Origin of the sequence: Streptomyces rimosus, from assembly GCF_008704655.1 — a bacterium.
GTDB classification, from domain to species: domain Bacteria; phylum Actinomycetota; class Actinomycetes; order Streptomycetales; family Streptomycetaceae; genus Streptomyces; species Streptomyces rimosus.
On the sequence record NZ_CP023688.1, the window covers coordinates 7,076,687 to 7,089,162 of the forward strand.

Annotated in this window: 8 protein-coding genes, 1 tRNA gene and 1 pseudogene; 6 read left to right on the forward strand and 4 right to left on the reverse strand. The window is 70.8% G+C overall.

Annotated elements, in window-relative coordinates; translation table 11 throughout:
- Positions 1–40: 40 nt before the first annotated feature.
- From pepN to CP984_RS30900, 3 genes are all read left to right on the forward strand, one after another.
- Positions 41–2,602, forward strand: a complete 2,562-nt coding sequence (gene pepN, locus CP984_RS30890; protein WP_003983902.1) for an aminopeptidase N — start codon at positions 41–43, stop codon at positions 2,600–2,602.
- A gap of 369 nt (positions 2,603–2,971) precedes the next feature.
- Entirely contained in the window at positions 2,972–4,513 is a 1,542-nt protein-coding gene (locus tag CP984_RS30895; RefSeq protein ID WP_003983901.1) for a pyridoxal phosphate-dependent decarboxylase family protein, read from the forward strand.
- The gene (locus CP984_RS30900; protein WP_003983900.1) at positions 4,510–6,018 is read left to right on the forward strand and encodes a lysine N(6)-hydroxylase/L-ornithine N(5)-oxygenase family protein; all 1,509 of its coding nucleotides are present in this window, start codon (positions 4,510–4,512) and stop codon (positions 6,016–6,018) included. Before CP984_RS30895 ends, CP984_RS30900 begins: the two co-directional genes overlap by 4 nt.
- A gap of 81 nt (positions 6,019–6,099) precedes the next feature.
- Here CP984_RS30900 and CP984_RS30905 read toward each other — a convergent pair whose 3' ends face one another.
- Complete coding sequence (locus CP984_RS30905; RefSeq protein ID WP_003983899.1) at positions 6,100–7,902, reverse strand: bifunctional metallophosphatase/5'-nucleotidase; 1,803 nt, start codon at positions 7,900–7,902, stop codon at positions 6,100–6,102.
- Between the two features lie 193 nt (positions 7,903–8,095).
- Here CP984_RS30905 and CP984_RS30910 point away from each other — a divergent pair, with 193 nt between their 5' ends.
- A complete protein-coding gene (locus tag CP984_RS30910; protein WP_003983898.1) occupies positions 8,096–8,818 on the forward strand; it encodes an SIMPL domain-containing protein in 723 nt (240 codons plus the stop codon).
- Positions 8,819–8,995: 177 nt separating this feature from the next.
- Positions 8,996–10,432, forward strand: coding sequence for a pyruvate kinase (gene pyk, locus CP984_RS30915; protein WP_003983897.1), 1,437 nt, complete (start codon positions 8,996–8,998; stop codon positions 10,430–10,432).
- A 22-nt stretch (positions 10,433–10,454) separates the two neighbouring features.
- Here the strand turns inward: pyk and CP984_RS43115 are convergent.
- The 3 genes and pseudogenes from CP984_RS43115 to CP984_RS30930 form a co-directional block, all read right to left on the reverse strand.
- Positions 10,455–10,663, reverse strand: a pseudogene (locus tag CP984_RS43115) (hypothetical protein); the annotation flags it as partial.
- 74 nt (positions 10,664–10,737) lie between these two features.
- Positions 10,738–11,526, reverse strand: coding sequence for a helix-turn-helix domain-containing protein (locus tag CP984_RS30925; protein ID WP_030184136.1), 789 nt, complete (start codon positions 11,524–11,526; stop codon positions 10,738–10,740).
- Positions 11,527–11,613: 87 nt separating this feature from the next.
- Positions 11,614–11,697, reverse strand: a tRNA-Leu gene (locus CP984_RS30930).
- Between the two features lie 89 nt (positions 11,698–11,786).
- Between CP984_RS30930 and CP984_RS30935 the strand changes: the two genes are divergently transcribed.
- Positions 11,787–12,452: an ANTAR domain-containing response regulator gene (locus CP984_RS30935; RefSeq protein WP_003983896.1), complete on the forward strand. Its 666-nt coding sequence runs from the start codon at positions 11,787–11,789 to the stop codon at positions 12,450–12,452.
- The last annotated feature ends 24 nt before the right edge of the window (positions 12,453–12,476 follow it).

Below are 12,476 nucleotides of genomic sequence, written 5' to 3' on the forward strand. Positions count from 1 at the left end.
TCGAGTGCGCGGTGTCAGTGGTGTACGGCAGCATGAGGACATGCCCGCACTGACGCGCGACGAGGCGCAGACCCGAGCCCGACTCCTCGACGTCCACCACTACACGGTCGACATCGACCTCACCCACGGCGCCGACCACTTCCGCTCCCGCGCGGCCGTCCGCTTCAGTGCGCGCATACCGGGCGACACGTTCATCGACGTCAAACCCACCGAGCTGCGCTCCGCCACCCTGGACGGCCGCCCGCTCGCCCCGGACACCCTCGACGGCAACCGCCTGCCGCTCCCCGACCTCACCGCCGGCGAACACGAACTGCTCGTCGAAACCACCATGCCGTACTCCCACACCGGCGAGGGCATGCACCGCTTCACCGACCCCGCCGACGGCGAGACCTACGTCTACAGCCAGCTGTTCATGGGCGACGTCCAGCGCGTCTTCGCCGCCTTCGACCAGCCCGACCTGAAGGCCGTCTTCGAGCTGACCGTCACCGCGCCCACCGGCTGGACCATCCTCGGCAACGGCATCGCCACCCGCCAGGACGGCGCCGCCAACCGCTGGACGCTCGCCCCCACCCCGCCCATCAGCACCTACCTCGTCGCCGTCGCCGCCGGCCCCTGGCACTCCGTGCACACCGAACACGCCGGCCTGCCCTTCGGCATCCACTGCCGCCGCTCCCTGGCCCCGTACCTGAACGCGGACGCCGAAGAGATCCTCGACATCACCCGACGCTGCTACGACCGCTACCACACCCTCTTCGACGAGCCCTACCCCTTCGACTCCTACGACCAGGCGTTCGTCCCCGAGTTCAACCTCGGCGCCATGGAGAACCCCGGCCTGGTCACCTTCCGCGACGACTTCGTGCACCGCTCCGCCGTCACCGACACCGAGCGCCAGACCCGCGGCATGGTCATCGCCCACGAGATGGCCCACATGTGGTTCGGCGACCTCGTCACCCTCGCGTGGTGGGACGACATCTGGCTCAACGAGTCCTTCGCCGAATACATGGGCTTCCAGGTCCTGTCGGAGGCCACCCGCTTCACCCACACCTGGACCGACTTCGGCATCGCCCGCAAGGGCTGGGGCTACGACGCCGACCAGCGCCCCTCCACCCACCCCGTCGCCCCCCTCCCCGAAGACGTCCCCGACACCGACTCCGCCCAGCTCAACTTCGACGGCATCTCCTACGCCAAGGGCGCCTCCGCACTGCGCCAGCTCGTCGCCTGGATGGGCGAGAAGGACTTCCTCAACGGCGTCAACGCCCACATCCGCCGCCACCGCTTCGGCAACGCCACCCTCGCCGACTTCATCGACTCCCTCGCCCGCGCCACCGACCGCGACGTGCACGCCTGGGCCGAGAGCTGGCTGCGCACCACCGGCGTCGACACCCTCACCCCCGTCCTCGGCACGGCCCCCGACGGCGGCTGGACCCTGCGCGTCGACCGGGACGGCACCCGCCCCCACCACCTCACCGTCGGGCTGTACGACCGCGACCCCAACGACCCGGCCCGCCTCGTCGCCAGGGACCACCTGGCATGGGACATCCCGGCACCCGCCGCCGAGCCCGGGGTCGGCCTTCCGGACGGCGCCGCCCCGCCGCACCTGCACACCGCGCCGGGCCCCCGCCCCGCCCTGATCCTCCTGAACGACGGCGACCTCACTTACGCCAAGGTCCGCCTCGACCCCGCCTCCTGGGAAACCGTCCGCGAAGCGCTCTCCGGCCTGCCCGACCCCCTCAGCCGCACCGTCGTCTGGAACGCCGCCCGCGACATGGTCCGCGACGGCGAACTGCCCCCCGCCGCCTACCTGGACGCCGCCCGCGCCCACCTCCCGTACGAAACCGACATCGCCATCCTCTCCGGCGCCCTCACCTTCGCCCGCACCCAGATCGCCGACCGCTACCTCCCCGCCGCCGACCGGCCCGCCGCCCTGAACACCCTCAGCACCATCGCCCGCGACATCCTGCGCCGCACCGAAGGCTCCGAGAACGGCGACGGCCAGGGCCTGCGCCTGGTCGCCGTACGCCTCTTCATCGACAGCGCCACCACCCCCGACGGCATACAGGACTGGCTCTCCGGCGGCAGCGTCCCCGGCGGCCCCCTCCTCGACCCCGAACTGCGCTGGCGCATCCTCGGCCGCCTCGCCGTCCTCGGCGCCACCACCCCCGCCGCCATCGAGGACGAACTCGCCCGCGACCCCAGCGCCACCGGCCGCCAGGGCGCCGCGACCTGCCACGCCGCGCTGCCCGACCCGGCCGCGAAGCAGGCCGCCTGGGACGCCCTGTTCACCACCGACGAGCGCACGGACCTGTCCAACTACCTCTTCAACGCCACCGCCGCCGGCTTCTGGGCCCCCGAACAGCTCGACCTGGTACGCCCCTACGCCGGGCGCTACTTCCCCGCCGCGGTGGCCCTGGCCGCCCGCCGCGGCCAGGCCCTGGCCGACTCCGTCGGCCGCTACGCCTTCCCCACGCCCCTCGTCGAGACCACCACCCTCGAACTGGGCGAGGAGTGCCTGCGCACCGCCGACCCGTCCCCGGCCCTGCGCCGCAAACTCATCGATCAGCTCGATGATCTGCGCAGGGCGCTGCGGGTGCGGGGGGAGTAGCGGGGGCGTCCCATGGACCGGGCCGGGACGCGCGCCGTCCGGGCCCGGCCCGTCCCTGTGGCGCGTCACCCTTCCGAACGACGGGGGAGCCGCGGGGCGGGGGTGTGCCATGGACCGGGCCGAGACGCGCGCCGCCCCTCCCGTTCCATCGCCCCCCGGCGCGCAACCCCCTCCGTACGACACCCCGCGCACCACCCCCTGCGCACCGCGCCACCGTGCGCCCCGCATACCAGGCGAGGCGATCATCACCGCGTCGCCCTTCGCCCCGGTCCCCCTTTCGGGTTGAGCTCGTCCACCTCGGCAGGCACACCACCCGGCCCCGGCCAGGCTGTGATGTGCCCGTAGTCGTGCACCCGAAGGACCCGCCCCATGAACACCCCGCCCCTCGCCGGCGGAGCCGCAGGCCCCGACGCCCTGCGCCCGCTCCTCGGCACCGTCCTCGACGCACTGCGCGACGGTGCGGAAGCCCGGGGCGGGCCGCTGCCCGCCGGCGGCCCCGGCCGCGTCGCCACGCGGCTGCGGGAGGCCGCAGGCCCGGTCCTCCCCGAGACCGGCAGCGGGGCCCACGAAGCACTGCGCACCCTGGTGTACGGCATGGCCGAAGGCGCCGCCGACCCCGCCGACCCGCACTGCGCCGCCCACCTGCACTGCCCGCCGCTGGCCCTTGCCGCCGCGGCCGACCTGGCCGCCGCCGTCCTGAACCCGTCCATGGACTCCTGGGACCAGGCCCCCGCCGCCTCCGCCCTCGAAGCCCGTACGGCCCGCGAACTGGCCGCCCTCGTCTACCCGTACGGTGCGCCCAGCTGTACGTACGACTCCGACGTGTCCCCGAACGGTCCCGCCCGGTCGCCCCGGACCGACACCCCCACCGGCCCCGCCCGCCCGCTCGAAACCGCTCCGCCCGAGGCCCCCGCCCGCCCCCAGGGCAACGACCGCCCGGACGCCCTCGTCACCACCGGCGGCACCGAGTCCAACCAGCTCGGCCTGCTCCTCGCCCGCGAACACGCCCACACCCGGCACACCGAGCCGCTCCGCGTCGTCTGCGGCGCCAATGCGCACCACAGCATCCACCGCGCCGCCTGGCTCCTCGGCCTCCCCGAACCCCTCGTCCTCCCCACCCCCAACGGCACCCTCGCCCCCCACACCCTCCACACCGCCCTCACCGACCTCCGCCACCCCGGCACCCCCGGCCCCCCGGTCCTCGTCTGCGCCACCGCCGGCACCACCGACACCGGCGCCATCGACCCGCTCCCCGCCCTCGCCGACCTCGCGGACACCCACGGCGCCCGCCTCCACGTCGACGCCGCCTACGGCGGGCCCCTCCTGTTCAGCGACACCCACCGCCCGCTCCTCACCGGCCTGCACCGCGCCCACACCGTCACCCTCGACCTGCACAAACTCGGCTGGCAGCCGGTCGCCGCCGGCCTCCTCGCCGTCCCGGCCACGGCCCACCTCGCACCGCTGGCCCACCGCGCCGCCTACCTCAACGCCGACGACGACACCGAAGCCGGCCTCCCCGACCTGCTCGGCCGCTCCCTGCGGACCACCCGCCGCCCCGACGTCCTCAAGATGGCCGTCACCCTCAAGGCCCTCGGCCGCACCGGTCTCGCCGACCTCGTCGACCGCACCCTCGCCGCCGCCCGCACCTTCGCCGACCTCATCGACGCCCACCCCGCCCACGAACTCCACTCCCGCCCCACCCTCAGCACCGTCCTCTTCCGCCCCGCCGGTGCCGACGACACCACCGTCGCCACCATCCGCCGCCGCCTCCTGCACCGCGGCCGCGCCGTCCTCGGGCGCGCTGCCACCCCCACCGGGCTCTGGCTCAAGGCCACCCTCCTCAACCCGTACACCACCACCGACGACCTCACCTCCCTCCTGAAACTCGTGGAAGGCCACACCCCGCGATGAGCACCCCCCGCCCCGACGCCGCCGCCCTCCCACTGCCCTCCCCGAGCCCCGGACCCGACACCCCGGCCAGGACCCGCACCGCCGGCACCGAACCCGATCCCGCCGGCCACCGGCCCGTCAGCACCCCGGACGAGCCACTGGACCTCATCGGCATCGGCATCGGCCCCTTCAACCTCTCCCTCGCCGCCCTCGCCCACCCCCTGACCGAGCTGCGCACCGCCTTCTACGACCAGCGCCCCGCCTTCCAGTGGCACCCCGGCCTGCTCATCGAGGACGCCACCCTCCAAGTCCCCTTCCTCGCCGACCTCGTCACCCTCGCCGATCCCACCAGCCCCTGGAGTTTCCTGAACTACCTCAAGCACCGGGAACGGCTGTTCCCCTTCTACTTCGCCGAGCGCTTCCACATCCACCGCGCCGAATACGACGCCTACTGCCGCTGGGTCAGCACCAGCCTCCCCGCCCTGCACTTCCGCCACCAGGTGGACGCCGTCCGCTGGAACGCGGACCGCGCCGCCTTCGAGGTGGACTACACCCAGCTCGGCGCGGGCGGCGAAGCCGAGGCCCTGGGCCGCGCCTACGCCCGCAACCTCGCCCTCGGCATCGGCAGCGTCCCGCACGTACCCGAAGCCCTCAAACCGCTCGCCGACGCCCCCGCCGTCCCCGTCCTCCACTCCGCCGACTACCTCGCCCACCGCGAACGCCTGCTGGCCGCCGAGCACATCACCGTCATCGGCGGCGGCCAGTCCGGCGCCGAGGTCTTCCTCGACCTGCTGCGCGCCCGCCCCGCCGGCCGCGAAGGGCTGCACTGGCTCGCCCGCACCGGCGCCTTCGCGCCCATGGAGTACAGCAAGCTCGGCCTCGAACACTTCACCCCCGACTACACCCGCTACTTCCACGCCCTCCCCGAGCCCGTACGCGACGAACTGCTGCCCGGCCAGTGGCAGCTCCACAAGGGCATCGACCACGGCACCCTCGCCGCCATCCACGACGAGCTGTACCGGCGCACCCTCCACGGCGGCTGGCCCGACGCCACCCTCACCCCCGGCGTCACCGTCCGCACGGCCGGCCGCGTCGGCACCACCAAGGTCGAACTCCACCTGGAACACCCGCACCAGGCCGCCCGCAGCCGCCTGACCACCGACGCCGTCGTCCTCGCCACCGGCTACCGGGCGTCCCGCAGCGACACCCTGCTCGCCGCGCTCGACCCCTACATGCGCCGCGACGCCGCCGTGCGCCCCCGCATCGACACCGAACAGCGCCTCGTACTGGACCCCTGCGTCACCGGCTCCGTCTTCGTCCAGAACGCCGAACACCACACCCACGGCGTCGGCACCCCCGACCTCGGCCTCGCCGCCTGGCGCGGCGCCACCATCCTCAACACCCTCACCGGCCGCCCCGTCTACCCCCTGCCGGCCCGCACCGCCTTCACCACCTTCGGCCTGCGCCCCTCACCACCCCGCACCGCCGCCCCCCGCCCCAACTCCACCCTCATCGAAAACCCCTGACCCGCCCGGCCCAGGCGCCGCACACACGGACACCTGGGCCTTCCGAACGGCCGGAACCCCTGGCCGTACGTACGCCGGACCTCAGAACACCGGCACGCCGTCCCGGGTCAGTCGCCAGTCCACCGAAGCGAACCGCGCGCCGTCGATCTCCCCGGTCTCCTTCACCCAGTTGATGATCACGTTACGGATCTCCTCCGACGTGGACCACACCTGCGGCGCCTTCGCCACATGCGGGAAGTTCCCGCCACCGCTCGCCCGGTAGTTGTTCACCGCCAGCACGAACCGCGCGTCGTCCGCGACCGGCTTCCCCTCGAACAGCAGCTTCCCGATCCGCCGCCCCGGCTCCCGCGCGATATCGATCTCGTACGAAACGCCGCTCACCGCGTCGTAGTTGTAATCCGGAATGCCGTCCGCGTTGGTCAGCTTTGCCGGATCGACCGGACCGCCCGCAGGCGTCCGCACGTAATACCGCGCGGAGAACTCCAGATAATCCCGCAGTTGCTTCCCGGTCAGAATCCGCGCCTCCAGCGTGTTGTCAAAGGGATACAGGGCGGCCATCGACCGGATCGTCACCTCACCCGCCGGCACCGCCGCCGTCCGCGAGAAACACGACGCCTGCGACAGCACCGGCAGCTTCGCGTGCTCCCCGCCAGCCAGCGCCTTCCGTACCGCCTCCGCCTGTACGTACGCGATGAAATCCAGCACCGGCGTGTCCTTGTACGGCGCCTCGGCCGCCGTCATCTCCGCCTTCGACCGCCCGATGACCTGATTGACATAGGCCACCACCTTCTTCTGCTCCGTACGCAGCAGCCGCGTGATCCGCGGATCCTCCGGCACCGTATTGGAGTTCAGCACCTTCGCCGACACCGACTCCACCGACCAGCGCCCGCGCGAAAGCACCAGGTCAAAATCGAAGAGCGTCAGCCGCTGGCCCCACTTCAGCGGCTCCGACAGCACCACCTCGCGCCCCGTCGCACGGTTCACCACCCGCCGCTCGGGCACCTCCACATGCGCGTGCCCCACCAGGATCGCGTCGATCCCCGGCACCTGCTCCGCCACCAGCGCCGCCGCGTTCTCCACGTACGGCAGCTGATCCCCGTACGACGAGGTGCCGCTCGCCCCCGAATGCGCGGAGACGATCACCACGTCGGCGCCCATCGAGCGCAGCTTCGGCACCCACTTCGCGGCCTGCTCCTCCAGCCCCGGAAACGCCAGCTTCCCCTGCACATGCGCCTTGTCCCAGATCGCGATGCCGGGATTCGTCAGCCCCAGCACGGCCACCTTCACATCCCGGCCGCACGGCGTACGCAGCCGCTTCATCCAGTACGGCGGAAAAGCCGGACGCAGCGACTTCGCGTCCACCGCGTTCGCCCCCAGCAGCGGGAAATCACAGCTGTCCTGGAACTTGCGCAGCACCTCGATACCGTAATTGAACTCGTGGTTACCGAGCGCCGCCGCGTCATAACCGATGGCGTTCATCGCCTTCGCCATCGGATGCACCGGACCGTTCGGCCCGGTGATCGGCTCCACCTTCGCGTAGTAATACGCCAGCTGTGTGCCCTGGATCGTGTCACCCGCGTCGATCAGCAGCGTATGGCGCGCGCCCTTTTCCGCCCTGACCCGCCGCACCAGCGTCGATATCTTCGCCAGGCCCACATCGTTGTGGTCCTTGTCGTCGAATTCCGCGTCGGTCGCGTAATCCCAGTTGAAGACGTTCCCGTGCAGATCCGTCGTGCCCATCACCGTGAACGCGTAACGCCGCGCGGGCCGTGCACGGCCGCCGGACACCGGCGCGGCCACAGCCGGCCCCGCCGTACCGATGAGCGCGGCCCCCGCGCCCGTGGCGACCGAACTCCCCAGGAACTTCCTACGGCCGAGCGGCATGTACATCTCCCTTGACGAAACACGGCGGCGGACGACGGCCACGGCAACGCCGAAAGCCACGACGCCCATGGACAACGCGCGTAGATTCTGGCTCAGCAACCCCATCCGCAACACCCCTTACAGGTTGCGATCAGATGACCGCGCCGCCGGACCGCTCCCTGACAAACGCCGCGCCCCGTGCCAGGCTGCCCCCATGACCGACCCCGACACCCGGCCCGCCGCCCTCCCGCATGGCACCCCACTCCCGTACGGCACCCCCGACGCGCCCCGCCTCGCCGTCCGCGGCGAGGCCCACATCGAGGCCGACCCCGAGATCGCCCGGATCGACATCACCGTCCAGGCCCGCGGCACCGACCGCACCGCCACCCTCAAGGACCTCACCCACCGCAACGACCAGGCCCTCGCCCTCGTCAAGAGCTATGGCGACGCCGTCGAAAAAGTCGACACCGGCGCCTTCTCCGTCACCCCCGAGATCACCGCCAAGGGCCGCCACGAACGGGTCCGCGCCTACCACGGCCGCGTCCGCATCACCGCCACCCTCACCGACTTCACCGCCCTCGGCGAACTCACCACCCGCCTCGCCGACCTCGACCTCACCCGCGTCGACGGCCCCTGGTGGGCCCTGCGCCCCGACTCGCCCGCCCACCGCGAAGCCCGCCGGCAGGCCGTACAGGAAGCCGTCCAGCGCGCCCGCGAATACGCCGAAGCACTCGGCGCACGCCTCGACGCCCTCCTCGAAATCGCCGACACCGGAGCCGAGAACGCCACGCCGATGCCCGTACCCGGTGCCGCGTTCCGCTCCGCCGCCTACGGGGGAGCGGCCGAAAGCGCCCCCGCCCTCGACCTCGAACCCGCACGGCAGGAGGTGTACGCACAGGTCAACGCCCGCTTCACGATGACGCGCCCCCAACTGTGACACCACGCGGCAGGGCACCCGATGCCCCTCGGCCGCCCCCTTCGACGCCCCGTTCATCCGCTCATCGGAGCGCCGATCTGCCCATTCAATTACTTGTCAAGCGCCTTTCACGCAAAGGCCGTTGGGCAGTCGCTTTCCCACAGTTCCCTACCTATGAGTAGGTCGTAGGGTCGGACCATGCGCCGAGCAAAGATCGTCTGCACACTGGGGCCCGCCACCGACTCGTACGAGCAGATCAAGGCACTCGTCGAAGCCGGTATGGACATCGCCCGCTTCAACCTCAGCCACGGCACCTACGCCGACCACGAGGCACGCTACGAGCGGGTACGCAAAGCGTCCGAGGAGACCGGCCGCAGCGTCGGCGTCCTCGCCGACCTTCAAGGTCCGAAGATCCGCCTCGGCCGCTTCCGCGAAGGCCCTGTACTTCTCGAACGCGACGACGCCTTCACCATCACCGTCCGCCCCGGCGTCGAAGGCGACCGCCACTGCTGCGGCACCACCTACGAAGGGCTCGCCGACGACGTCACCCCCGGCGAACGCGTCCTCGTCGACGACGGCAAGGTCACCCTCCAGGTCACCGGCGTCCGCGGCACCGAGGTGCACACCAAAGTCGTCGAAGGCGGCATGGTCTCCGACCACAAGGGCCTCAACCTCCCCGGCGTGGCCGTCTCCGTGCCCGCCCTCTCCGAGAAGGACTGCGAGGACCTGCGCTGGGCGCTGCGCATCGGCGCCGACATCATCGCCCTGTCCTTCGTCCGCAGCGGCGCCGACATCGACGACGTACACCGCATCATGCGCGAGGAGAACCGCTTCCGGCCCGTCATCGCCAAGGTCGAGAAGCCGCAGGCCGTGGACGCGATCGACGACATCGTGGCCGCCTTCGACGGCATCATGGTCGCCCGCGGCGACCTCGGCGTCGAAATGCCGCTGGAAACGGTCCCGGTCGTACAGAAGCGCGCCATCAAACTGGCCCGGCGCAACGCGAAGCCGGTCATCGTCGCCACCCAGATGCTCGACTCGATGATCGAGAACTCCCGGCCCACCCGCGCCGAGGCGTCCGACGTCGCCAACGCCGTCATCGACGGCACCGACGCCGTGATGCTCTCCGGCGAGACCAGCGTCGGCAAATACGCCACCGAGACCGTACGCACCATGGCCCGCATCGTCACCGCGGCCGAGGAGGACATCCTCGCCAAGGGCCTGCCCGCACTCACCGACCGCAACAAACCCCGCACCCAGGGCGGCGCCGTCGCCCGCGCCGCCGCCGAAATGGGCGACTTCCTCGGCGCCAAATTCCTCGTCGCCTTCACCCAGTCCGGCGACACCGTCCGCCGCCTCTCCCGCTACCGTTCCCCCATCCCCCTCCTCGCCTTCACCCCCGAACCGGCCACCCGCTCCCAGCTCAACCTCACCTGGGGCGTGGAAACCTTCCTCGGCCCCAAGGTCGACTCCACCGACGAAATGGTCGCCCAGGTAGACGAACAACTCCTCCGCATCGGCCGCTGCGAACCCGGCGACATCGTCATCATCACCGCCGGCTCACCCCCTGGTGTCGCCGGAACGACCAACCTCGTTCGAGTGCATCGGATCGGGGAGGACGACTCGCCGAAGTAGTGCGGGGGGTGTGGCGGTTGCGTCAGTATTTGGGCCCGACGTGCGCGTCCATCAACGCTACGGAGGTACGCCGGGCCACGGAGACATTCTGGGTACGCCCCCCACCACTCGGGTTGCCCAATTGGTGATCCGACGGCCGTCGGAATGGAACAGCCCGCGGAGGAATTCCTACGGGTGCGCGTCGACGATCGCCCGCTGCCACGCTTCGAGAGCGACGGCGCGCTCATGTTCGCTGTTGGCGGCCTTCGTCCGCGTGCTGACACGCGGCGATCTCCTACACGGCTGGGCTGCCTTCCGGCGGAAGCTCAGTACTTCGGCCCGATGTGGATGTCCATGAGGGCTACGGAGGGGCGTTTGGCCACGGAGATGTTGAACGGATCGCTGCCGCGTGCGAGTGTCGTCCACTCGACGCCCACCTTGGTGAGGGTGTCCGAGCAGAGCTTTCGGATGTCGTCGGACTTGTTGGTGAAGAAGTAGCGCGGATATTCGTAGCGCTTCTTCTGGCCGCCGACCATACGTGTGGTCCAGTTCGTGATGCGGCAGCCGTCGGAATGGACCAGTCCGCGGATGAACTTCCACGGGTGGGTGTCCACGATGCGCTGCTGCCATGGCTCCAGGACGATCGGCCGGTCGTGCTTCTTACCGGCACCGTGCTGCGGGAACAGACACCAGAGGTGCTTGGAGTACACCTTCACGTTGTGGCAGCCGGTCCGGCGCACGCGGCATACGGAATTGTCCGGGAAGACCGCGCGCACAGCGGCTTCACACTCGTTCATCAGACCTGGCCAGACGTCGCCGCAGGCGATCATGAGGCTCGGGACGCGATGCTGGGAGTACTGGATGATGTGGCCGTCGCCCAGGTAGAGGGCCAGCAGGTAGGAGTAGGCGGCCTCATCGAGAGGGCGCCCGTCGCACCGAGGGCACCGGGGATTGTGCGGGCCTGGGCACGCTCCGCGTTTCGAGCGGTCCACGTGCAGCCAGTAGCTGACCGTACCGAGCGGCACGTTGAGCGCCCGGGCGACGTCCGCGTTCCTCGACCCCGAACGCAGCAGGGACAGAGCTTTGAGGCGCACTTCAGAGCTATGCGATGTCATGTCATAACTCTGTGTGATGAGGGCGGAGTGCGTGATGTAACGCCCATACTTCACGAGAACGTGATCGTCCGCTTTGCGCGGGAGAGGTGCCCGGTGTGGGATTCGAACCCACACGCCCAAAGGGCACGGCTGTTTGAGAGCCGCGTGTCTCGCCAGTTCCACCAACCGGGCCGGTTGCTTAGGACACCATACCGTGTGCCGCTAAGCGGTCGCCGCTAGGTAGGCTGCAGAGGCACCACCTGCCTGGAACGAGGAGACCCGTGAGCGCCGCCGAGCCCGAGCAGCCCGTCGCCGACGACGACCAGTCGCATGTCCCGCCGCAGACGACCCGTGTGGTCATTGCCGAGGACGAGGCCCTCATCCGTCTCGATCTCAAAGAGATGCTGGAGGAGGAGGGCTACACCGTCGTCGGTGAGGCCGGGGACGGGGAGAAAGCCGTGGAGCTGGCGCGGGAGCACCGGCCCGATCTGGTGATCCTGGACGTGAAGATGCCGATCCTGGACGGGATCTCCGCCGCGGAGCGGATCGCCGAAGAGAGCATCGCCCCGGTGCTGATGCTCACCGCGTTCTCGCAGCGCGAACTCGTGGAGCGGGCGCGGGACGCGGGGGCCATGGCGTACCTCGTCAAGCCGTTCAGCAAGAGTGATGTGGTGCCGGCGATCGAGATGGCCGTGAGCCGCTTCACGGAGCTGAAGACGCTGGAGAAGGAGGTCGCCGACCTCACCCAGCGGCTGGAGACCCGCAAGCTGGTGGACCGTGCGAAGAGCGTTCTGCAGACCCAGTACGGGCTGACCGAGCCGGCCGCGTTCCGCTGGATCCAGAAGACGTCGATGGACCGCCGGCTGTCCATGCAGCAGGTCGCCGAGGCCGTCATCGAGGACGCCGAGGAGAAGAAGCAGAAGAAGGAGAAGGAGGGGAAGGAGTAGAGCCTTCCTCGCCTGTGGGAAGGG